Below are 24,027 nucleotides of genomic sequence, written 5' to 3'. Positions count from 1 at the left end.
TCCGTAAAATAACCAATTATTTTCATTTTCTTTACCCATCGGCGGGAGATATCTCCCGCCAAAAATGCGATCTGACTTACATTTCTGACTGCCTACCCACCGCGACCCTCGCCCGGGAATAAAATAATTTGTTGTTTTTATAAGATAAATTCCATTTACCTCTTTTTACTTTATCGCTAATTCGCATTTCGCGTAAGTCGACGTCGCGCAGGCGTTATATATTCATATTCAGAAAATCCATACAATTAACGTGGAGAAGTCATTATGTCACTTCGTTTGTCTGAGGCCGACGCCGACGCGGCGCTGACGCGCCTGCGCAGCCACTACCGGGTTTATGCGCCGGTGGCGGAGTATCGCGGCGGACGCTTTTCTGATACTGATAATATCGTCTACCAAGAGGTGACTCGCTGGCGGGATATTGTCTGGCAGGAAAAGTCCCATATGGCACCCAGCACGATTATATCCCCCATTACCGAGACACTGTTTCACTTCGACAACGATGTGATTCAAATTGCCGATGTCGATCGCCGTCCACGTCTGATCCTGGCGCGCGCCTGTGATATTAATGCCATGAGTCGCCTTGACTATATGTATCTGAAGAACGGCAATAATGCCGACTACAGCTACGCATTGGTACGCGACAGCATCAAGTTTGTGCTGATGGAGTGCGCATCCAGCTTTGAAAACTGCTTCTGCGTTTCCATGGGAACCAACCGTACCGATAACTACAGCGCCGCCATGCGTTTTGATGAGCAGGGGGTGAACGTCGAGATCACCGACCCAACGCTAGAAGCCGCCTTTTCCGGGCTGGGGCAGGCGTGTAACTATCGCGCCGGGTTCGTCAGCGAGAATCCCGAGAAAGTGGTGACCCCGGACCAGGTATGCGATGACCCCAAGCGCGTGCGCCAGATCCTACAGCAGAGTCCGCTGTGGGATGACTACCAGCACCGCTGCATCGGCTGCGGCCGCTGCACCACCGGTTGCCCAACCTGTACCTGCTACAGCATCTTCGATGTCGCCTACGCTGAAAATCCACAGCGCGGCGAGCGCCGCCGCCAGTGGGCCAGCTGTATGGTGGCCGGATTTACCGATATGGCCGGTGGCCACCAGTTCCGCGACAAGGTCAGCGAGCGTCTACGCTTTCGCGCCCTGCATAAGGTCAACGACTACCGTGCCCGCGCCCAAGAGGGTGAGCATATGTGCGTCGGCTGCGGTCGCTGCGACGATCGTTGCCCGCAGTATATAAAATTTTCCAATATTATTAATAAGATGACTGCTGAAGTCGCCCGGGTGCTGCAGGAGGAGCGGGAATAATGTGTAACGGTAACTGTGAACATCGTCACCAGGTGCTGCTGCCAGCGGCATACCCGATTCTGGAGATTGAGAAACATACGGCGCTGGAGTGGAACTTTCGCGTTGCCTGCGACTTTCCGCTGCACTATGGCCAGTTTGTGGAGGTCTCTCTGCCGCTGGTCGGCGAGGCGCCAATATCCGTGTCCGACTATGGCGATGGCTGGGTTGATCTGCTGATCCGCCGGGTAGGCCACGTGACCGACGCGCTGTTTGCGCTGCAGGCCGGTGATAAGGTCTGGCTACGCGGCGCCTACGGCAACGGCTATGACCTGAGCCAGTTTTACGATAAGCGCCTGATCGTGGTCGCCGGCGGTACCGGCGTCGCACCGGTAAAAGGGCTGATGCGCCATTTTTGCGAACATCCGCAGCAGGTGAAAAGCCTGGATATGATCTTAGGCTATAAGAATCCGGACAGCGTCCTGTACAAACGCGAGCTCGACTTCTGGCGCAGCCGGCACAACCTGTGTCTGACCCTGGATGAGGGCGACACCATCGCCGAATACTATCACCTGGGGCGCGTGACCGACCATCTGCCGTACCTGGACTTCAGCGCGCCGGAGGAGATCCAAGCCATTGTGGTCGGGCCGCCGGTGATGATCCGAGCGACGGTCGCCATGCTGCAGAAAAACGGTCTGCGGGATGAACAGATTTGGGTCGACTATGAGCGTCGCATGGCCTGCTCTGTCGGCAAGTGCGGCCACTGCCGCATGGGAGATGTCTATATCTGTGTCGATGGGCCGGTGTTTAACTATGCCGACGCTCGCGCCATGGTTGACTGAAGGAGCCAATAATGAGTATCGATGTCGATATCTACCGCGCTCGGGCGCTGAATGAATACCGTTTCTCCAAGGTGCGCTCTGAGGCCATGGTCAGCGTCAGGATCCCCGGGGGGATCCTGCCCGCGCGTCTGCTGAGCGTAGCCCAGCAGATCGCCGAAGAGTATGGCAACGGGCTGATTCACCTGACGACCCGCCAAAAGCTGGCGATGCCCGGCATTCGCTATGAAGACATGGACAAGGTTAACGCCGCGCTGGAGCCTTTTATCCGTGAGATTGAAATTGAAACCTGCGGGATTGAGGTCGAGGATCCGAAGGCCGGCTATCAGGCCATCGGCGGGCGTAATATCGTGGCCTGTCAGGGCAACCGCATCTGCCAAAAGGCCAATACGGATACCACCGGTATGGCGCAGCGGCTGGAAAAGCTGATCTATCCCAGCCGCTATCATCTCAAGGTGGTGCTGGCCGGCTGCCCCAACGACTGCGCTAAGGCCACCATGGCCGATCTGGGGATCCTGGGGGTCGCCCGGATTCACTTTACCCCCGAGCGCTGCATCGGCTGTGGCGCCTGCGTTCGCGCCTGTAAGCACCATGCCGTCGACTGTCTCTCTCTGCTGAATGGTAAGGCCACGAAGCAGGAGAGTCTGTGCATCGGCTGCGGCGAGTGCGTGCTGGCCTGTCCCACGCTGGCCTGGCAGCGACGTCCAGAGCAGCTATATCAGGTGCGCCTGGGCGGTCGTACCAGTAAGAAGACACCGCGCGTCGGCAAAGTCTTTCTTAACTGGGTCACCGAAGATGTGATCCAGGCTGTCATCAGCAACATATTTGAATTTGAACGTGAAATGCTGGACGGCACGCCGGTGTATCTGCATATGGGGCATCTGATCGATCGCGCCGGCTACAGCGACTTTAAAAAGCGGGTGCTGCGGGGCGTCACCCTGAACCCGGGCGCTCAGGTTGCCGAACGGATGTATTGGCAAGAAGACACCTACGTCGGCAACGTACACCTGAAATCGGTGTAGCGGTTCGTCGAATCTGGCTCAGGTCCGCTCCGGCGGACCTTTTTTGTAAAGTAATTATCTGTAAAAGTGGTTGTATATATTATAATTAATCGTTTTTGTTAATTATTAAATTGTTTTACTCTAGAAACAGTTGATAATAATGAGGGCAATGTGATGAAAGACGTCGTCGATAAATGCAGTAACAAAGGCTGTGCCATCGATATTGGCTCTGTGCTCGATAACGATAATTGCACCACCGTCATTACGCAAGCCTATGCCAGCCGTGACGAGGCCGAGAAGCAACTGGCCCAGCTCACCGCGAAAGCCCAGCGCGTTGCGCAGCAAGAGTACCCTTGCATCATTACCCACGACATCAGTGAAAAAGAAGGGGAGTTTGTTCTTAACGCCCATTTCAATTTTTCATGCCAGGCTGAAACCGTTATTTTTGAACTTTCACTACGCCACGCATAAACGGTAGGATATTGCACTATGGTTAGAGATAAGTTTATTTTAAAAAGTTTTTCAACCATTAAGCTCTGGATTGCCAGCCACGTTCATCTTGGAATTAAAAGCGCCGACGTGGTAGCGATTTCAGGTTATTCCCGCTCTTACTTTCTCCGCGAATTTGAGCTGGCTATGGGAATGACGCTGGCAAACTATATTCGTCTCGAACGCCTCAAGCGTTCACTGCAGCAGTTAGAAGAGACCGACCTGCGCATTAAGGAGATTAGCCACGCGCTTGGCTATCCCAGCCAAAGTACATTCTGCCAGATATTCAAAAATCAGTATCGCGTCTCGCCGTCAGAGTATCGCTTACTGTGTCGCAGGACCTCCCGCCTGGCAAGCTAGCCATTGCCTGCCCATAGCCACGTCGCAGAGACCGGCGGCGCTATGGGCAAGTGTTTCGCAATGTAAAAATAATCTTATATATTAACACTCGCCATGAGTAACACTCTGATACTCTTTACATTAGATAAAATCACTCAAGTTTAAAGTCAGTCTGCCGTTATCAGTAAGACTAACCATTTAAAATTTGTCTTACTTACTACACAGGCAGGCTTATTATGTTCGATTCCATTCGGGCACGGATCCTCGCGACAACCGGCGTCATTGTCGCGGCGTCGCTTTGTGTCAATACGTTGATTAATTACCGCATTGCCAGCGACTCCAACGCAGAAGCCATTCAACATACCCTAAGCTCTTTAACCGCTAGCCATACCGCCACCGTACGCCAGTGGGTGGAAAACAACACGGCGCTGATCGCGTCGCTGACGCCCCACGTGGGGGACAGCGATCCCCGGCCGCTCTTAAAGCAGATAGCCGACGCCGGTGGCTTTATCAGCGTGGATATGGGGTACTCCAACAAGGTGGAGATCTCATCCGATCCCGCCAGCATTCCTCCGGGCTTCGATCCCACGACCCGCGCCTGGTTTATCAATGCCAGAAAAGCGGGGCATCCGATCGTCACCGAACCGTATATGGATGCGAATACCCATACCCTCGTGGTAACCTTTGCCGCGCCCGGCCCACAGGACACGCCGATCAGCGGCGTCGTCGAGGGCGATGTACACATGGATAAAGTGATTGCCAACGTGCGATCCATCCGCCCCACGGAAAACAGCTTTGGCATGCTGCTCAACGCTGACGGAACCATTATTGCTCACCCCAATCAGCAGCTAACGCTGAAGCCGCTGGCCAATATCGCGCCAGGCCTGAGCCTGACCCAGCTGTTAACCTCCGGCAAACCCGTAGAGGCGACCGTTTCCGGCCGTGATGTACTGCTGCTGGCGATGCCGGTCTCTGGAACCAGCTGGTATACCGTCGTGGCCATGGATAAGACAGAGGCCACGGCCGGAATGCGTTCGCTGCTGCTGGCCTCCTGCATTGCACTGTTGGTTCTGATCGTTCTCGCCACGCTGGTGATCGGCATCGTTACGCGTCGAGCGCTGCGTCCGCTGTTCCATATCCGCCAGGCAATGGAAAACATCGGCGCCGGCAACAACGCGGATCTGACCAAGCGATTGGATGTGCAGGGCAAAGATGAGGTCTCGCAGATCGCCCGCGCATTTAACCAGTTCGTGGATAAGCTGGCCCGGGTGATGGTCTCTATTCACAGCACCAGTGAATCGGTTCGCATTGCCGCGCGGGAAATCGCCGCGGGCAACGAAGATCTCTCTAGTCGAACCGAGTCAGCGGCGGCCAGCCTGCAGCAGACCTCGGCGGCGTTGGAGCAGATCTCTTCCACCGTCGCGCAGTCGGCGACCTCTGCCCAGCAGGCCAATGAGGCCGTCAGCTCTGCCGTTCAGGTAGCGCAGCGCGGTGGCAAGATGATCTCGCAGGTCATTGAAACCATGTCTTCGATTGAGGTCGCCTCCGGTAAAATCGGCGACATCACCGGGGTCATCGATGGCATTGCATTCCAAACCAATATACTGGCGCTCAACGCCGCGGTTGAAGCCGCTCGCGCGGGCGAGCAGGGGCGTGGATTTGCCGTTGTCGCCGGCGAGGTCAGAACGCTGGCCCAGCGCAGCGCCCAGGCAGCCAAAGAGATCAAAAATCTGATCGACTCAACCGTGACCAGCGTCGCCTCCGGCTCACATCAGGTACGCCAAAGCGGTGAAACCATGACGGATATTGTGAACAGCGTCGGCGCCGTCAGCGCCATCATGGGTGAGATCACCAACGCGGCGGAAGAGCAAAACCGCGGCATCAGTGAGATCAACAGCGCAGTGATCCAGCTGGATACGATGGTGCAGCAGAACGCCGCCCTGGTTGAGGAGTCAACCGCGGCCTCCGCCGCGCTGCAGGGGCAGGCGAGTGAGCTGGCCGATACCGTAGGTCAGTTCCGCATGTAGTCCGCTTTACGTTATACCGCGTCAACCGAGAGGGTGGCCTAATGGCCGCCCTCTATTTTTTTATTCCTATCTACGATATCTCCCGCCATCGCTGACGTTTTATCACAATATAACAAGCAATATTCCCGCATGACTCCTATGCTTTAACTATCTCTTTTCATCGTGGGACTGAGTGATAACTATCATATTCGATGTGACTGCGTAAGGAGAGTCATGATGAAGTGCCGACATTCACTATTCGCCGCGGCGATCTGTGCACCGTTAATACTCAGCGGGTGCGCCGCCATTCCCGGCGATATACAGGGTAACAACAGCCCGATACTGCAAAAAGATTTTAACCAGATCCGCATGGCGCCCAATCTCTACACGGGTCAGCAGGTTCGCCTGGGTGGGCGAGTGATTAACGTGATTAATCAGCCCAAACAGACGCTGCTGGAGATCGCCGTGCTGCCGTTAAACAGCGCCGCCAGACCGCAGCTAGATCAGCATTATCAAGGACGACTTATCGCCCGTAGCGATCGCTTCCTCGATCCGGTCAACTACCGTCATCATCTGGTCACGGTATTGGGAACCCTCAGCGGCAGCGAGGTGGGTAAAATAGGCTCGTCACCCTATACCTTTGTCATGCTGAACATTCAGGGCATTCAACTCTGGCAGGTGAGCGAAACGCAGCCGCCGGTGGCGGCCTGGGACTACGGCATTGGACCTAACTGGCCGCTGACCTGGCAAAACAATAGGGATCCCGGCTGGGGATGGTACCCGGTGCTACAGCCGGAAACTGCTTCTACACACTAAAACTGCGCGCTATTGTCCATAAATTAGGCGATGCAGCCGTCAATATAGCCGACGGCTGCATTTTTTATGGGCACAGAAGGTGTCGATAGAGAAAATCAGCAGGGTAATCCTGTTAATCGACGCGCAGATTTCACGTAGCGACGCCAATGCAAGGGGGATCGCGACGACCAGCGCAGGGCCGATAAAACGTACCCGGTCAACATATCTGGCACCGTGAACACGGCGCATCATAAAACGTGATGCCATGGCCGCTGGCAAACGACGGAGCGCAGCGCGGCAGCCTTGAGCGATATATCGGCCGCGACGACGGCAGATGATCATCCGTAATGAGGCCGGCGATCGAGGCGACGGATATGGCGATAGTGAGAAATGCATCCACGGCAACATGCATTCAGAATACCGTCTCATCGCAACGCACGTTTCGACCACGCGGAATGATGCGGCGGAAGCAAGAGGCTAAGGTCGGCGCGATATGCGCAGCGCTACCGATAACCATAACAGCGGCAATCAGACAGTGCAGGCGCCGGGGAGATCAACGCCGCAGGGGAGGTGCCAATACGCTAAGGCCAGAGTACACCGATGGAGAAAGTGCCCTGGTTTCTTGGTCCATTCGTAATTTAACATAATATACATTATACGAACTAGCATAATATAGCCCAACGCTACTACGTGAGCCTCTTCAAGCCGGTATGCCTCGTCAACGGATCACTTTTCCTGATAAGGCGTTTGCGCTGGCTATGTCTGACGTCGAGATGTTCTCCGTGAAAATAAGCACCGCTTCAAGATCCTTCAGGATGTCATCGAGCGCAATTCAGATTCTGGCCAGGCTGCAACGGAGTCTCGGTAAGAGACTCGATATTACCCGAGCCTGACTACTGCTGTTGTTCTATCAGCCGAATGCTACGTCAGCCTGAACCACCTGGCGTAAGCCTCCTCCGGCCCAAGATATCGGATCTGAGCAGGCATAAGAAAAGCGAATGCAAATTCACGGTATGTCCTTAGTAAGCAATCCATCAGGCATCTCATGATTCAGTCCGCCTCAGGGTAACACTCAGGCAGCATGAAGACGCCGAGTTAATCCACTGAAATATATTGAGGCCGCCCGATTCGAGTCGGTGAAAAGATCGCCGGCTGGCTTATAGCCCGGCAGCGCTTCCCTACTCCCGCGCTTCACCTATACGCTCGCGCTCATCGGCAACGGAGCAAGGCTTGATGGGCGTCGCGGACGTGATTATGATGACCCAAACTGACCCGAGATTCATACCTTGGCATCAATTGACCCACGCGGTGTGGCGTAATACGGTACGTCAGATGATTTTATCGACGTTATTCGCCATAGCGCTGGCGATACGCTCGCTACGCGATCAAATTGACGTCAAATTCGCCATGTCGCCGCGTTAAAAATGGCGTCGCTACGTGAAATCTGGAATGGAAATAGGATAACTACCCTGCTGATTTCGCCTAACGCATCCTAACGTCGCGCCTGATTATTCGCCGTATTGACAATGCTATCGCCACGAAATAACATATGAACACATATTCAATTGTTGGTATTTATGATGTTAACCGTCGCTGAAAGCACCGTCTCTGAACTGGCCGATATTTTTCGTCTCTTAGGTGATACAACTCGACTACGCATTACGCTGTGCTGTCGAGCGCATCCCATCGCCGTCGGCGATATTGCCGCTTCGCTGGATATTAGCCCATCGCTGGTCAGCCATCATCTGCGCCTCCTCCGCGCCGCTCGAATAGTGACGGCCGATCGTCAGGGTAAACAGGTATTCTACTTCGTGTCGGACTCGCATATTTCCCGGATGGTGGCCAGCATGCTGGAACATCTGGATGAGCCGCACCTGGATCTCGACTGAGGCTGCGCAGCCTCGCCCCTTTTATCGTTGCGCCAATGCAGGATCTTCTGCCATGAATCAACAGCAGCACATGCCGTTTTGCCGCGGCCCCGACGCGGATCACAGCCGTGAGGTGGCCAGTAAACGCAGCACCTGGATCAGCGTGGTCGTCAATAGTGTACTGACGGTGTTTCAGATCGTCGCCGGCGTTTTTTCCGGCTCTCAGGGGCTGATCGCCGACGGTATGCATTCGTTATCCGACGTGGCGGCAGACTTTGTCGTCCTCTGCGCCGTTCAGCGCAGTCCGCGGGCCCCGGATGTTCGTCATCACTATGGGCATCGGCGCTACGAGAATGCGGCCTCTTTGATCTTGGGAGGACTCCTGTTGGCCGTCGGTATTGGGATGATCGTTTCGGCCATCAATAAGCTCAGCGATCCGGCGGCCATTCCTACCGTGCATTACACCGCACTCGGCGTGGCGATAGCTGCACTGCTGGCGAAAGAGATACTCTTTCGCTACATGCTCGCCGTCGCCCATCGGGTTGGCTCTGGAATGCTGGTCGCCAACGCCTGGCATGCCCGATCGGACGCTGCCTCATCGTTGGTTGTCGCCATCGGGATCGCTGGAAATCTGCTGGGGTTTGGGTGGCTCGATCCCATCGCAGCGCTGATCGTCGGGGCAATCGTGAGCCGTATGGGATGGCGCTTTAGCGCGGATGCGCTGCATGATTTAACCGATCGGGCCGCCGACGCTGAGCAGAATGATGCCATCCGACGGGCTATTTTATCTACGCCCGGGGTCATCGGACTGCATGCGCTAAAAACCCGCAAAAGCGGCGATCTGATCCTGGCCGATGTCCATCTGGAAATTGACGGCCGGCTTAGCGTCACCGCGGGACATCATATCGCCAGCGAGGCGGAGCGCAGAGTGATGGCAGAACATCCGGTGCTGTGTCTGATGACGCACGTCGACCCCGTCGTTTGCGCAACCCCTCGCGGTTAACCCCGAACCGCCTCTATCACCCGCTGCAGCGGTCGGGGATCTGCCCTGAGAGCGGCGCCATCGCCGGCGCCGCACGCTGATAATCCGTGACAACGTCACGATATGGCGCACCTCGCGCCGCCGGCGCCCTACTTTTCAAGGCGGCGCACGGGCGAAATAGCGCCTCGCTAGGCGCCGGCAAACAGGTATTTCGCGTTAACATCCTGCGCCAGCTGAGTAAACAGCTGGTTGGTTAGCCTCTGCGTCGTCTCTAACGCCTCCGCAAATACCTGCTCGCCAAAGCGCTGAAGCAGGCGGTCGGCCTCATCCATATCATCTTGATAAATATTAATATATTCAGACTCCATCGCCTGCTGCAGCTCGCTAAAGCGCAACTCTAATTGTTGATATGCCTGCTGAACGCTCGGTGCATAGCGATAGTAGTTGACCATAACCAGCGTCTGCAGCTTGCGAAACTGCCACTGCGCCGAGAACGTATCGGCCTCCCCGGCGGTAACCTCGCAATAGGCGGCTGGCACATCGCCCTGAGCGTTGGGATAAAACGGAATATAGAGCGAAATGCTGGGCATACCGTAGGATAGGTATATCACATCGCTCAGCGCACGCGGCAAACCGCTGCGCGACTGTAGGATATGGGACTGCTGGGTGCGGAACAGTGATATCGGCCGCCAGGTATAGTCCGGCGTATCCGCATAGGGCTGCCTCCCCAGATTATCGTATGTGTTGCGTAGCCCTCGCTTAACCGATTCCACATCCAGCGCAGCGCTGGGCGCTTCGAATACCGCAAACTGCTGCGGCTGCTGCAGCGTTCTGTCCGGATCGGGGCGATACAGCTGCTGCAAGGCATACACCCGCGGATAGTTATAATAACCGTCGAGGCGATCGTCATGGCGCGTATAGGCCCGCTCAAAATTGAAGGCCCCCTCGCGCTGGGGATCATACAGTCCATGCTGAAGGGCAAAGTCGATCAGCGAGGCCGACGCCATATAGCCGTCGTGGTCGTCGGGATCATAGTCGCGCAGGCGTCCCTGATTGCCGGTAACAAAATAGCCGTGCGGCGGCAGTTTAGCGGCCAGCCACTGGTGCGCACTGCCGGTCTCCAGATACCAAATCTCATCCGAATCGATAAAGGCAACGCCAAACCCCTCACCGGCGCCCTGCTCTTCAATCATTTTGCCCAGGCGCGATACCCCGTCCCGCGCGGAGTCGATATAGGGCAAAACAATATCGACAATGCTGTCCTCGGTGATCCCACTCTCGCTCAGATAAGGATCGTGTAACAGGGCTTGCTCACTGGCAAAAATCGTCTCGGTGGCGCTCATTCCGACGCCGCGCTGATTAAATCCGGCGGCGCCCCAGGTCATCTGCGCCGCCGTTTTTCCGACTTTACCGTTAGCGAATGCGCTATAGCCCTGCGCCGTTTGGGGTAGCGGCCAGCTAAAGGCATTTTCATTGGCATGAAACAGCCCACGCTGATCCGCCTTCGGCGGATGCTTGAGCAGTACCTTCGACAGCAGCGGATCGTGGTCCTCGGTGCGGGCAATAATACGCGAACCATCGCGGGTCGCCGCCGCGCCAATCAGAATAGTGGTACATGAATCTTGGCTTATCGGCATGGTCGATGGGGAAGCAGCAGATACAGAAGAGACCTTCATTGTTCAACTCCTCGAGCCTGAGGGGAAATGACGTCAGTCATGACGCGTTACGTCGCAACGATCAGCTTCAGCATACGCCATATATTGCCATGGCGCATTTAGGCTGCGGCAATAATTCCCGCTGCGTATCCGTCTGCGCAGGGCCTAACCGTTATGACTATTTTCCATACATTAAACAGTTATTTTTTGTTACCCATTCGCCGGCAATACGGCTAAATTTAACAATAGGGCCAATAGGAGAAACAATTATGTACAGAAATATTTTAGTACTACTTGACCTTAAAACCGGATCCCAAGAGGACATTCAGCTATTGAGCAAGGGCGTTCAGCTGGGTGAGCGTCTGCAGGCAACCCTGCATCCGGTACATGTCGTGCTCGATATTGATCCGGGCGATGACGGCGGAAACTCACCCTACTTTTCTCAGCTAGAGGATCAGGCCGAAACGCTGAAGCACACCATTGGCGCCGCATGCCCAGAAATTACTATTATGATCAGCAATGATTTTTCTGCATCCCTGGAGGACTTTATTCAGCAGCAGCAAATCGACTTGGTGATTTTGGGGCACCACAACAGCGCGTTTGCACAGAAATTTGTCTCCTTTCTTTCCGTGGCGAAGAACACCATTGACGCCATAAACATTGATACGCTGATCGTCCCGTTAAAAGGTAACTGAGTTAGCGAATCCAGATAGACCCGGCATCTTTATCGCCGGGTGCTATCCTTAAGTTAACTGACATCTTGACCCGTTGCCTGGATCACCATGAAGCCTCCGCGCGCGATTCCCTTTTATTTGCATATTGCCTATCTGTTTATCGGACTGCTGCTGGTCTTCTCTTGCCTGATCCTATGGTATCAATATCACGCCAGCACCCGCCTGCTCTTGGGGACGACGTACAATCATTATCGCAGCGTCGTCAGTGAAACCGCGAATGAAATGGAGCAGGCCTACCACAGCGGCTCGCTGCTGGTCGAGCTGCTGGCTAACCAGCGCAACGATATGGCGACGCAGCCATTGGCAGATCGCCTGCAGCATCTGCCGTTCTATGTCACCGCATTACGCAATAGTCCTAAACTAGCCGCGCTCTATACCGGCTATGATAACGGCACGTTTTTTCTGGTCCGTCGCTATATTCCGTCGGCTGAAATGATCCGCCAGTTCGATCCGCCGGCGGGAACCGCCTGGATGGTACAGAGCCAAACGCTGAACGGCGATGGCAAAATAACGGGAAGCTACCTGTTTTATAATGATAAATTAACCCTCCTGGAACAGCGCGGCGTCGCCGCCTATCGTTTTGATCCGCGCATGCGTAACTGGTATCAGATGGCCAGCGATCCGGGCATGCTGCACAGCACCTCGCCATACCGCTTTGCCAGCGGCGGCCTGCTGGGGATCACGCTCGCGGCACGCATGGTCAACGCCCCCGGCGTTGCAGGCAGCGATATTCAGCTTAATGGATTAGATGCGATGCTGCAGGCGGCGCGCATTACGCCCAACAGCCATCTGGTCCTCCTCAACGCCCAGGGGCAAATCCTCGCCAGCGATCTGGGACTGCCTGGACTACTGACCAACAGCCTGGGTATTGTCCACCTTCCTACGTTGGCCGATACCGACAACCCGCAGCTGCTCCCGCTGGCCCAGCTTAGCCGCATGCCGCCCTTACAGCCCGTCTCGCTGGATCTTGCCAACGGCGAACGCTGGGAAGGTATGCCCTTTACCTTTAAGGTATTAGGGGGAGAAACGCTGCGCCTGCTGATGGCCTCGCCTACGGCGGAGCTGATGGCCAGCGCCCGACAGGACGTCGGCCAAATGCTGCGGATCTCGCTGCTGATCCTTGGGTTGGGGCTGATCGGCGCGATATGGCTGGCGCACCGCGCATCCAAGCCGTTGAATCAGCTGGTTAATGAAGTCAAGAAGATCGAAGAGTTCCGCTTTGATGAGCCGGTCAATGTGCAGAGTAACATCGTTGAAATTTATCGTCTGGCCAAAGCGTTCGGGAAAATGAAAGAGAGCATCGACCACTTTATGGCGATCTCTCAGGCGCTGGTCGGCGAACGTCACCAGCCCGTACTATTGGCGCGGATCCTGGCCGAAATGACCAGCCAGACCCATGCGATGGGGGGATTAATCCTGCTATCTCAACAGGGGGTGCTGCACCCGGTTCAGTCGCGCTGGCAGGAAACAACCACGACAATCGATGAACGTCATACCTGGGTCTCTGCTGCCGGGATGGGCCTGCTCCAGCGAATGCAGCAGCAGCAGCTCATCCGGCGCACTATCGATCCGCCTACGCTAGCGGCGGCCTTTCCGGCGTTTCCCCCGACGATCCGGCCGCTGACTCTGCTACTGCTCCCCTTGAGAAACGCCGCGCAAGAGTCCCTGGGGCTGCTGATCCTGTTCATCGATCATCAGCACTTTCCCGTCTCATCGCGTATGCTGGCCTTCGCCCAGGCGCTGGCCGGAACGGCCGCCGTCGCGCTGAATACCCAGCGCCTGCTGGATGAGCAAAAGCGCCTGCTGGAGGATTTTATTCGTATCATCGCCGGCGCCATCGATGCGAAGAGTCCGCATACCGGAGAGCATTGCCAGCGGGTTCCCGTGCTGGCCAAGCTGCTGGCACAGGCGGCCTGCGACCAAAAACAGGGCCCCTTTGCTGACTTCTCTCTCTCTGACGATGAGTGGGAGGCGCTGCGCATCGCCGCTTGGCTACACGACTGCGGCAAGGTGACGACGCCGGACTCCGTGATGGAAAAGGCCACCAAGCTGGAGACCCTGTATGACCGGATTCATGAGATCCGTATGCGCTTTGAGCTGCTAAAACGGGATGCTGACGTCGCCTACTGGCAAGGCATGGCGGAAGGCGGCGATCCGACGACGCTGGCGCGGGTGCGCGATACGCTAAAATTACAGCTGGATGAGGAGTTTGCCTTTGTCGCCGCCTGTAACCGCGGCAGTGAATCCCTGTCGCCGGAGGCGATTGAGCGTCTGCGTGCCATCGCCCTACGAACCTGGACCCGCACCCTTTCCGATAGAATCGGGCTCTCCGCCGATGAGACGCAGCGCAAGCAAGCAACGCCGGAATCGCCCCTGCCGGTGAATGAACCGCTGCTGGCCGACAGAGCGGAGCATCTTCTGCCGCGCCACGGTAACGAACTGCTGGAGGCCTATCGTCAGCAGGGATTTACCATGGATATACCGCAGTATCAGTATCATCACGGCGAGCTGCATAATCTGACCATCGTGCACGGAACCTTAACCGACGAGGAGCGCTTTAAGATCAATGAACACATTATTCAGACGATTCTAATGCTGAATCAGCTGACCTTTCCCCGTCATCTGCAGCAGGTGCCCAATATTGCCGGCAGTCATCATGAACATATCGACGGCTCCGGCTACCCACGGGGGCTGATCCGCAGTCAGATGTCGATACAGGCCTGTATCATGGCCGTTGTCGATATTTTTGAGGCGCTTACCGCCAGCGATCGTCCCTATAAACCGGCGAAGACGCTATCGCAGACGCTCACGATCATGAGTGAGATGTGCCGTCGAGAGCATATCGATGCCGATGTATTTTGTCTGTTTCTACAAAGCGGCGTCTACCTGGACTACGCTAAGCGCTACCTACGCCCAGAGCAAATGGATCGGGTCGATATTGCTATGCTGATAAATAATTGCCGGGGGAAATCGGATCGGGGCGCAGAGGCCTCATCGGTATAAAGAAAAAGGGCATGCCCTCGCGATGGGCATGCCCTTTTAAATAGGTATTATTTGTTAGCGCTACGCAGTGCGTTTCTCAACAAGATATACCCGCAGCTTAAAATCACACCCAGCAGTAAGGACAAGACCAAAATTAAAGCACGCTTTTGCCCTACTTTATCCACCGATATATTAGTCGCATTGAATATGGATAAATTATCTTCAGTGAGCTTGAATCCATTAATCGAATCAAACATTTCCTGCATGTCAAAATAGCTGGCGTTAAACTTCAGCGGTAAGTTTTTTTCATGCTCAATCATTGTGTTTAAGATTGGAACGCCAAGCATAAACAGCATATCATCAGATATTTCTCCGGATACCGGGTTAAGCTTGGTCTGTTGGATGTTCATCTGGTTCGCCAGCTGTAGCGCATTTTTCAACACGCTAATGCGATAGTCTCGCTGCGCCCTGGCGCTATTTTCCTGAGCCTGCATCTGTATTTTCAAGCTATTAGCGCGTTCACGTAGCGAACTGTACATCAACGCATCCAGCTGCTTACGCGCATCATCACTCAGCGACATTAAGGCTGATTGCAAGTTTTTCTTCGCCAATGCCGGATCGTTTGCCGTTGAGGAAACAATAAACGTCTCGGCGGTGGTGCCGGGACGAATACTGATATCCATCCCGGAGAGAATTTGAGCATTAGCCATAGCGATAAACGTATTAAATACATTGCCGGTTATTTTAGCATCATCGATAACGGGGGCGTTATCCCCGTCATTCATCGGCCAGACCTGGCTCAGCATGACCCCTGCGGGATAATTTGCCAATTGGTTAAGATAAGGCTTCGAAAGCGTTGACTCCGCCGTCCATTTTGGCGTAGTCAACATGATATAAAGGCCAGCGATAGCGAGAAACATGATTGAAACACAAAAAACAATCACTTTCCCTTGCCATAGCTGCCTAATGATATCAAGCAGATCGATCTCATCATTGACATGGTTTACTGGTTTTTCATGCATCTTGCATAGTCCTTAATATGTCGCATGTTTATACGTAGTAACGTAAATCCCTGTTAAGAATATCTCGATTTTAATAAGACAGGTAGTATATTACGAATAAAAAACATAGAATTTTAAAATATGATATGTATCGAATTATTATCATGATTACATATTAGGATAATTCTGGCATTCTGATAGACAGTGTTCCATTACGGTGCGTAACGTCGGCGGTTGTGAAACGTTGCAAAGGCGCATCAAATTTATCCACACGCGAGGGAGTGAGTATGAACGTTTTCATTACCGGGGCTACCGCCGGGTTTGGTGCGGCGATCGCCCGTAAGTTTATTCGCCATGGCCACCACGTTATCGCCGCCGGACGGCGCCTCGAGCGGTTGGAGGCGCTACGCGATGAACTGGGCGATACGCTGACGGTCGTTCAGCTGGATGTCCGCAACCGGGCCGCTATCCAGGATGCGATCGCGCACCTGACGCCGGCGCAGCGCACGATCGATCTGCTGGTCAATAACGCCGGATTGGCTCTGGGGCTGGAGCCCGCCCATCAGGCGGATATCGATGACTGGGAAACCATGATCGACACCAACGTCAAAGGCGTCGTGAACATGACTCGCGCCCTGCTGCCGGAAATGGTCGCCCGCAACGCGGGTCATATTATCAATATCGGCTCAACGGCGGGCAGCTGGCCCTACGCCGGCGGCAATGTCTATGGCGCGACCAAGGCCTTTGTCCGCCAGTTCAGCCTTGGCCTGCGGGCCGATCTGCACGGAACCCGAATCCGGGTAAGCGACATTGAGCCCGGCCTGGTCGGCGGTACCGAATTCTCCAGCGTCCGCTTTAAAGGCGACGAGCAGCGCGTCACCCGTACCTATCAAGATGCGCATGCCCTGACCGCCGACGATATCGCCGAGGCGGTGTTCTGGGTGGCAACGCTACCCCCTCACGTCAATATCAATACGATGGAGATGATGCCGGTCTCCCAGTCGTTCTCACCCCTGGCGGTCTATCGCGGCGAATAGGCATTCGCCGAATGGCTATAGCGTCATAGAGAAAATCATGGCAGATTGAATCAATGACGCTCTGCGCGGTCTGAAAAGTGCATTTCGCTGAGGACAACACTGTGAAGATAGATAAACGACATCAACTCGTCCGTTTGATTCCCCTGCTGCTACTGCTCGGCGGCGTCGGTTGGCAAAGTGCCGCGCAGGCCGCCAGCTGCGAGGCTGGCAGCACCTGCGTCTTTGGCTCCAGCGGTGGACAAGACAACTCGCTGACCAAAGAGCAGGCGCGTGAACAGCGGGAGCAATGGGACCAAACCCGCCCTTTGCGTAGTAAGGTCAACACGCACGTTGAGAAAGAGTTTGATAAGGCCGATCGGGCCATCGAACAGCGAGAGCGCTGTGAGCGCAGTTTGAACGTCAACGCCTACTGGGAACCAGGGACGCGCCGCTGCCTGGATCGTCAGAGCGGGCGTCCGTTAACTCCCTAACTGACAGGTATCATATGCATAAACCTATCTTATTCTCCGCCCTGCTCCTGGCACCGTTGTTCTCTTATGCCGCCGTCTCCTCCTGCGAAACCATCCGGGATGAGATTAGCCAGAAGATCGTAGCCAACGGCGTCCCGCAGGACGCCTTTACGCTGGAGATCGTCCCCAACGATCAGGTACAGCAGGCGAACGGTCAGGTCGTGGGTCACTGCGGTAACGACACACAGAAAATTATCTATATCCGTACCGACGGCGCCGAACCTGGCGCCCACGCGACGCCACGCTAAACGCCTAGGCCGCCGACGGCGGCCTAGGCTATTTATGATCCCCGATCTCTTCAATCCGTTCGCGCAGCCCCGCCCCCGCCGGGATCAGCCATGCCGCCAACAGGGCAAGCCACGCCAATAGCGCCGCTGCAATAAACACCGCGTGCAGCGACGCCGCGACCGGCGCCAGTAGCGCGCCGACCTCCTCCGTCGCCGGCTGAGCCCGCAGGGTCATCAGCCGCTGTACCGGATCGCTCACCTGCGGTAGACGCCAGGCCAGATTCAGGTTGAGCGTCGCGCCAAGAATTGCGGTGCCCAGCGCAGAGCCAAGCATACGGGTAAACACCGTACAGGCCGTCGCGATACCGCGCATGGCGTGCGGCGCGCTGTTTTGGACCGAGACCAGGAAGGTGGTATTGGTCATTCCCATCGCCGCGCCAATGATAAAGGCCGAAATCCGCCCCCACCACAGGCTCCCCTGCGGGGTCTGCCACAGCAGACATAGGCTTCCCGCAATCAGCAACAGGGCGCCCAGCAGCGCCGTGGTGCGATAGGAGGTATGGGCCATCAGCCGACCGCTGAGCGTGCTCGCGATAGGCCAACCTATCGACATCAGGGCCAGCGTCGTACCGGCCTCCAGGGCCGAATACCCCATAACGCCCTGCACATAGGTGGGCAAAAACGCGGCGACACCCATCATGGCGGCCCCAACGACCAGCCCGCCGATGTTGCCGGCCACCATAATGCGCTGCCGCCAGAGTACGGCCGGGAACAGCGGCTCTGCCGCGCGCAGCTCCTGACGCCACAGTAAAAAACCGCTCAGCACGGCGATGGCCAGCAGCAGCAGCACCCACCGCCCCAGCCACTCGGCCTGCAGCAGTGACAGCAGCAGCGCGGTAATGCCGATGGCGAGCCAGGCGGTCCCGGCCAGATCCAGCGCATGGCGCCGCGGATGCCGCTGTTCGGGAAAATAGCGCCATAGCAAATACATCGCGCAACAGCCAATGGGCAAATTGATCCAAAAGACCAGAGACCAGTGGAAATGCTGGACGATAAATGCCCCCATCAATGGCCCAACGATCGCCGATACGCCCCAGACGCTGGAGATATATCCCTGAATTCGGGGACGCTCAAGGGGGCCATAAACGTCGGCGATAATGGTGACGGCGATCGGCGTAATCGCGCCGGCGCCGGCCCCCTGCAGCGCGCGGAACGCGATCAGCCACAGCATGCTGTGGGCAAAGCCGCAGAGCACCGAGCCCAGCAGAAACAGCGTGGCGCCGATATAAAACATCCGTTTGCGCCCATGCAGATCCGCTAACCGCCCATAGATAGGGATAGAGATCGCCTGTGTCAGCAAATAGGCGGCAAATACCCATCCCAGCAGGGAAAAGCCGCCCAAATCGGCAATGATGGTTGGCATGGCGGTAGAGACAATCGTTACCTCAATCGCCGCCATAAAGGTGGCAAGCATACAGGCTGCCAAGACCAGTACCCGCTTCGGGCTTATCGATGTCGTATCCGTACTCATAGGGCCTATGTCGTCGAAAATCCTGCGACTATACTAGCACGGAGAGATAAGACGATTCCCACTTACTTTCCTGGCCTGCGCCTTTCCGCAGCCCTTACCACCAAATTTCAGCCTGCACCCCAAAGCTGAATTGCTCGGGACGCTCATCCTCAAAAGAGAACTGTGAGATATCATTATGCAGCGTCTTAATCCAGGTCGTATAGAAGCGAATTTCAGGACGGGAGCGCAGCATGCTGGTATCAACTTTAAACGCGTGATATAGCGTCATCTTATATCCCTCTTCATGATAGCGGCCGCGATTTGCCCGATTCACCTGGTTAAACCAGCCGACCTCAACGCCGCTCTGGTTAAAGTCATTCCATATATATGCAGGACGTAACACGGCGCGGAATGAGTCAAAATCGGTATGCGCCCCGCTGGCATAGCTATACACATCGTGTCCCCATGCATACACCAATGCGTTAGCCATGATGATTTTAGGGTGTAGGTACATCTCCCCCTGCGAGATTAGGCGAAAGGCGTTGCCATTATTATGATCGCCGTGATAATACACGCCGTCGCCATAGTGAGGATTGGCATCAGAGATACTCATAAAGCCACTGGCCACAGAGTTATTGGCTGCCTGAATAACAAACTCGTTAAATCCGCCGTTTTCAAAGCGCTGCCGTACGATTCCCGCGGCTAACCAGGCATCCTGAATGGAGAAGTATTCATTTGATTTGGCTGCGTGACTGCGATTAGCCAGGTTGTATCTGGCCGCAATATCCAGCGTTGCATTATGCCACAGCGGGATATCTTTATAGCGGAGCTCGATGGCGTTGGTATTCACCGGCGTACTGGTGTTGTAATCCCTAGCGTAAAGCTTTAAATCCTGACGCAGCAGCGTAACGTCTATATTTCCAGGCCCTGCTTTTATATTCTCCAAGCCAACGCCGCCCGCCGATACGGCCCAGTTGGCCTTCCAATCCAGCATCTGAATCTCATAGAACGGCAGCGCATTTTTCCCCACCCAAAAGGTTGTCTCCGGCATAAACGGGATAAAGCCGGTGGTGGTGACATACAGGTTTGAAAACTGCAGCAGATTGTCTTCAAACGTATTAAACCAGGCCGTCGTATAAGCGTTGCTGACGTTACCATCCAGCTGTACCACCGCATTGACCGTTTTCCCTTGGTTGGCGTAAACACGCTTATCCAGGCGGAGATCAAACCAGGCGCCATACTCATTCCCCAAGCGCCCCAGGGAGCCAACGGCATAGGGACGCGGGCTGCCTCTGCTGCTGCTTGCCCAGCCGCCGCGAAAGTAACCGCTGTAGCGGAGCCACAGATCATCACTCGGCGACGCAGCCGCCCGCTGGCGCTCGGCCTCCTGTTTCTCCAGCGCATCCAGACGCTGCTCGACGGAAGGCGATGAGGCCAGTAGAGCCCCCGAATACAGCGCCGATAAGATTATCAATATTTTTGCCTTTAGCTTATTTCCTTGGCTCATAGCAGATCCCTCATAGACGAGATAAAGCCGTTGTACCGACGCAGTGAACCGGCGCCGCAACGCTATCGGAGTAAATTACGGATATAGCAACCACCTCCACTGCAGGATCGTTCAATACCGCAAAACGTCATTCCGCGAATAAAAGTTAAATAGCAACGCGTAGTTGCGCATGGAAAATAATAAAATGGCCCCCCTCAATGCCATCATTCCTCTTTCTTACGCAGCGTCATTCCATGGCTCTTAATAATATCGGCATACCAAAAGAAGCTGTCTTTACGCATTCTCTCCAGCGTACCGTTACCCTCATCATCGCGATCGACATAAATAAACCCATAGCGCTTTGACATCTCCCCCGTTGATGCACTGACCAGATCGATCGGTCCCCAGCAGGTATATCCCATCACCGCCACACCATCCTCGATAGCCTCACTCACCTGCACGAGGTGATCGTTTAAGTAGCTAATACGATAATCATCATGAATGTGGCCATCCGCCTCAACGTAATCCTTCGCCCCTAAGCCATTTTCAACGATAAAGAGCGGTTTCTGATAGCAATCCCAAAGCATATTCAGCAATGTCCGTAGACCCAGTGGATCGATCTGCCACCCCCACTCCGACGCGCGAAGATGCGGATTAGGGATCATGTTGAAAATATTTGAGGATGATGCTTCATATAGCCGCTCGTCGGCAGAGACACAGCCGGTCATGTAATAGCTGAAAGAGATAAAGTCGACGGTGTAGGCGAGTATCGCGCGATCGGCGTCGGTTATCTCCAGCGTAATATCGCGCTCGCGTAAATAGCGTAATAGATGGCCGGGATATGTACCGCGACACTGGACGTCCGCAAAAAATTGCCAGCGATGGTTGGCGTGTAGCGCGTTAAGGATATCTTCAGGCCTACAGGTCAGAGGATACATTAAGGCCCCCAACAGCATATTGCCTATCTTAGCGTCGGGAATAATCTCATGGCAGGCTTTAACCGCTAAGGCGCTGGCGACCAGCTGATGATGAATCGCCTGATATACATCGGCCTCGGCGCACTCTCCGCGGAGGCCAACCCCGGTTAACGGCGCATGTAAGGACATATTGATCTCATTAAAGGTGAGCCACAGCTTCACCCTATCCCGATAGCGCGTAAAAACCGTTCTGGCATAGCGTTCAAAGTACGCGATCACCCTGCGGCTGCGCCAGCCGCCGTAGTTTTCGACCAGTGCCCACGGCATCTCATAATGTGACAGTGTCACAATTGGCGCGATGTGATACTTTTCCAGCTCGCTAAATAGCCTGTCGTAGAAGGCCAGTCCGGCTTCGTTTGGCTCAGCATCGTCGCCCCGTGGAAAAATCCGCGTCCAGGCAATGGAAATGCGCAGGCAGGTAAATCCCATCTCGGCAAACAGCGCAATATCCTGCGGATAGCGGTGGTAAAAATCGATGGCGATATCTTTAATCCCGCTGCCGCCCAGCGTACGGTCGACCATCTTCCCCAGCACGCCGTAGGGCTGGATATCTGAGGTGGAAAGTCCTTTTCCCTCCTCCAGATAGGCGCCCTCGACCTGATTGGCAGCGATAGCGCCACCCCATAAAAACTCCGGTGGAAATGTTGGCATCATGTTTCCCCTTGCATTGAGTGATCCTGCGCCCCGGCGGACTAACGCCGACCGTCGTGGCGCAGCTGAGTTACCTGTGCGGTGCATTCCGCTCAATATCCGCATCAGCGTGCGCAGTCGCCTTCATCTGCTCGCTTGAGCGCGTAGCCTCGGCCGACGCGCGCGGCAGCCCGGCCATCATGGTCAGCCCACAGGCGATAAACAGCGCGGCGAAGATCCCGATGGCGCCCCCCCAGACCGACGCATCCACGCCCTGAGGCGGGATCATCTGTGCGATAGCGAAGAAATTGGCAAAGCCGACAGAGTAGATTTGCGTCCCGCTGAAGCCGGCAATTCCGCCGCCAATAGCGCCAGCGATACAGCCGAAGATAAAAGGACGACGCAGCGGTAGATTCAGACCATAGATAGCGGGCTCGGTAATGCCAAAAATCCCGGCGGATAGCGCGGATCCCGCCAGAACCCGCTGCTGAATATCGCGAGTGCGCAGGAAGATCCCCAGCACCGCCCCCACCTGTCCCATCACCGCCGGTATCAGCATCGGCGCCATAGAGTCATGCCCCACCACGGCCATGTTATTGAGCATGAGCGGCACCAGCCCCCAGTGCAGGCCAAAGACCACGCAAACCTGCCAGAGCGCCCCGAGCACAACCCCCGCGATCCACGGCGCTAATGTATAAACGGCCTGATAGCCATTCGCTAGTAGCTGGCTCAGCCAGGTCGCCAGCGGTCCAATCATTAGAAAGGTCAGCGGAACGACGACCGACAGACAGATAGCCGGGGTGAAGAAATTTTTCATCGCCGCCGGCAGCCATCGGCTGCAGTGGCGCTCTAGCCAACAGCTGAGCCAGGCGGCAAGAATGATAGGGATCACCGATGAACTGTAGTTAATAAAGCTGACCGGGATCCCCAGAAAATACTCCGTGGCCGCCCCCGGCGCTAAGCTGGCCTCAAAGGCGCGAATCATCAGCGGATGCAGCAGCGCAGCGCCGATCGCCATGGTAATAAACGGATTGCCGCCAAATTTTTTCCCGGCGCTGTAGCCAAGAAACAGAGGGAAAAAGAAGAACAGTGCATCGCCCGCCGCAAACCAGATTTTATAGGTGGCGCCGGCGGGATTGAGCCAGCCGCAGACTTCGGCCAGCGCCAGCAGCCCTTTCACGATCCCCGTCGCCGCTAAGACACCGATAAAGGGGGTAAAGATACCGGAGACAATATCGATCGCTTTCCCCATCACGGTGCTATTTCCGCCCGGCGACGAAGGCGCATCATCTTCTCCCTGCCCACTCGCATGGAGTACCGCTAGCCAAACATCATGCACATGGTTGCCGATCACCACCTGAAACTGGCCGCCGCTTTCTACAACCGTAATAATGCCGGGGCACGCTTTCACGCCTTCCGCATCGGCCAACGCGGGATCGTTTAATCGAAAGCGCAGACGCGTCGCGCAGTGCAGTAGGCTTGCCACATTCTCTTTGCCGCCAATCAAATGCAAAATATCTTGCGCCAGCGCCTGATACTGCGCATGCGGCGCCCCACGTTGGCTATCCATAGCGTTCCCCTGTGCCGATGGTTCAAATAAAAAAACCTGAGGACGACGTCTTACCCGACGTCACGCTCAGGTTTTGCCTGCCTTATGCAGTCGCAATCCA

Annotated in this window: 19 protein-coding genes and 1 pseudogene; 14 read left to right on the top strand and 6 right to left on the bottom strand. The window is 55.4% G+C overall.

The window, feature by feature from the left end; translation table 11 throughout:
* The first annotated feature begins 264 nt into the window (after window positions 1-264).
* The 9 genes from asrA to BRD58_RS09070 all read left to right on the top strand — a co-directional run bounded on the left by asrA (window position 265) and on the right by BRD58_RS09070 (window position 9,630).
* Window positions 265-1,314 (top strand): anaerobic sulfite reductase subunit AsrA, encoded by a 1,050-nt coding sequence (asrA, locus tag BRD58_RS09120; RefSeq protein ID WP_012848582.1) that lies wholly within the window; start codon window positions 265-267, stop codon window positions 1,312-1,314.
* Entirely contained in the window at window positions 1,314-2,132 is an 819-nt protein-coding gene (gene asrB, locus BRD58_RS09115) for an anaerobic sulfite reductase subunit AsrB (protein ID WP_012848581.1), read from the top strand. The genes asrA and asrB overlap by 1 nt, the downstream gene beginning before the upstream one ends.
* Before the next feature lie 11 nt (window positions 2,133-2,143).
* Window positions 2,144-3,151, top strand: a complete 1,008-nt coding sequence (gene asrC, locus BRD58_RS09110) for a sulfite reductase subunit C (RefSeq protein ID WP_012848580.1) — start codon at window positions 2,144-2,146, stop codon at window positions 3,149-3,151.
* Between the two features lie 153 nt (window positions 3,152-3,304).
* Window positions 3,305-3,601, top strand: coding sequence for a DUF406 domain-containing protein (locus BRD58_RS09105; RefSeq protein ID WP_012848579.1), 297 nt, complete (start codon window positions 3,305-3,307; stop codon window positions 3,599-3,601).
* An 18-nt stretch (window positions 3,602-3,619) separates the two neighbouring features.
* Window positions 3,620-3,979, top strand: a complete 360-nt coding sequence (locus BRD58_RS09100; protein ID WP_012848578.1) for a helix-turn-helix transcriptional regulator — start codon at window positions 3,620-3,622, stop codon at window positions 3,977-3,979.
* 215 nt (window positions 3,980-4,194) lie between these two features.
* A complete protein-coding gene (locus BRD58_RS09095) occupies window positions 4,195-5,985 on the top strand; it encodes a methyl-accepting chemotaxis protein (protein WP_069578628.1) in 1,791 nt (596 codons plus the stop codon).
* Window positions 5,986-6,201: 216 nt separating this feature from the next.
* Complete coding sequence (locus BRD58_RS09090; RefSeq protein ID WP_015461491.1) at window positions 6,202-6,780, top strand: Slp family lipoprotein; 579 nt, start codon at window positions 6,202-6,204, stop codon at window positions 6,778-6,780.
* A 1,559-nt stretch (window positions 6,781-8,339) separates the two neighbouring features.
* A complete protein-coding gene (locus BRD58_RS09075; RefSeq protein ID WP_015461490.1) occupies window positions 8,340-8,648 on the top strand; it encodes an ArsR/SmtB family transcription factor in 309 nt (102 codons plus the stop codon).
* Between the two features lie 52 nt (window positions 8,649-8,700).
* A complete protein-coding gene (locus BRD58_RS09070; RefSeq protein WP_015461489.1) occupies window positions 8,701-9,630 on the top strand; it encodes a cation diffusion facilitator family transporter in 930 nt (309 codons plus the stop codon).
* Window positions 9,631-9,797: 167 nt separating this feature from the next.
* On the opposite strand, the gene BRD58_RS09065 is transcribed toward BRD58_RS09070, so the two are convergent.
* Window positions 9,798-11,285, bottom strand: coding sequence for a C69 family dipeptidase (locus BRD58_RS09065; protein ID WP_012848570.1), 1,488 nt, complete (start codon window positions 11,283-11,285; stop codon window positions 9,798-9,800).
* Window positions 11,286-11,533: 248 nt separating this feature from the next.
* Here BRD58_RS09065 and BRD58_RS09060 point away from each other — a divergent pair, with 248 nt between their 5' ends.
* Together BRD58_RS09060 and BRD58_RS09055 are read left to right on the top strand one after the other, a co-directional pair.
* Window positions 11,534-11,959, top strand: coding sequence for a universal stress protein (locus BRD58_RS09060; protein WP_012848569.1), 426 nt, complete (start codon window positions 11,534-11,536; stop codon window positions 11,957-11,959).
* An 87-nt stretch (window positions 11,960-12,046) separates the two neighbouring features.
* Entirely contained in the window at window positions 12,047-15,001 is a 2,955-nt protein-coding gene (locus BRD58_RS09055) for an HD domain-containing phosphohydrolase (protein WP_073382440.1), read from the top strand.
* Between the two features lie 47 nt (window positions 15,002-15,048).
* Here BRD58_RS09055 and wzzB read toward each other — a convergent pair whose 3' ends face one another.
* Complete coding sequence (gene wzzB, locus BRD58_RS09050) at window positions 15,049-16,002, bottom strand: LPS O-antigen chain length determinant protein WzzB (protein WP_069578623.1); 954 nt, start codon at window positions 16,000-16,002, stop codon at window positions 15,049-15,051.
* A 266-nt stretch (window positions 16,003-16,268) separates the two neighbouring features.
* Between wzzB and ydfG the strand changes: the two genes are divergently transcribed.
* The 3 genes from ydfG (at window position 16,269) to BRD58_RS09035 (ending at window position 17,775) form a co-directional block, all read left to right on the top strand.
* Window positions 16,269-17,018: a bifunctional NADP-dependent 3-hydroxy acid dehydrogenase/3-hydroxypropionate dehydrogenase YdfG gene (gene ydfG, locus BRD58_RS09045; RefSeq protein ID WP_015461485.1), complete on the top strand. Its 750-nt coding sequence runs from the start codon at window positions 16,269-16,271 to the stop codon at window positions 17,016-17,018.
* 134 nt (window positions 17,019-17,152) lie between these two features.
* Complete coding sequence (locus BRD58_RS09040) at window positions 17,153-17,488, top strand: DUF1283 family protein (protein ID WP_015461484.1); 336 nt, start codon at window positions 17,153-17,155, stop codon at window positions 17,486-17,488.
* Between the two features lie 14 nt (window positions 17,489-17,502).
* Complete coding sequence (locus tag BRD58_RS09035) at window positions 17,503-17,775, top strand: DUF1161 domain-containing protein (protein WP_012848564.1); 273 nt, start codon at window positions 17,503-17,505, stop codon at window positions 17,773-17,775.
* Between the two features lie 28 nt (window positions 17,776-17,803).
* Here BRD58_RS09035 and BRD58_RS09030 read toward each other — a convergent pair whose 3' ends face one another.
* From BRD58_RS09030 to BRD58_RS09015, 4 genes and pseudogenes are all read right to left on the bottom strand, one after another.
* Window positions 17,804-19,285 (bottom strand): MDR family MFS transporter, encoded by a 1,482-nt coding sequence (locus tag BRD58_RS09030; RefSeq protein ID WP_073382436.1) that lies wholly within the window; start codon window positions 19,283-19,285, stop codon window positions 17,804-17,806.
* A 94-nt stretch (window positions 19,286-19,379) separates the two neighbouring features.
* Entirely contained in the window at window positions 19,380-20,771 is a 1,392-nt protein-coding gene (locus tag BRD58_RS09025; protein WP_034168081.1) for a carbohydrate porin, read from the bottom strand.
* A 203-nt stretch (window positions 20,772-20,974) separates the two neighbouring features.
* Entirely contained in the window at window positions 20,975-22,378 is a 1,404-nt protein-coding gene (locus BRD58_RS09020; RefSeq protein WP_069579648.1) for a glycoside hydrolase family 1 protein, read from the bottom strand.
* Between the two features lie 151 nt (window positions 22,379-22,529).
* Window positions 22,530-23,927 (bottom strand): annotated as a pseudogene (locus BRD58_RS09015) (PTS transporter subunit EIIC); the annotation flags it as partial.
* Between the last annotated feature and the right edge of the window lie 100 nt (window positions 23,928-24,027).

Origin of the sequence: Edwardsiella piscicida (assembly GCF_001896205.1) — a bacterium.
GTDB lineage: Bacteria > Pseudomonadota > Gammaproteobacteria > Enterobacterales > Enterobacteriaceae > Edwardsiella > Edwardsiella piscicida.
Note: the sequence above shows the minus strand (reverse complement) of the source record. Positions and strands in the feature narration are given on the sequence as shown.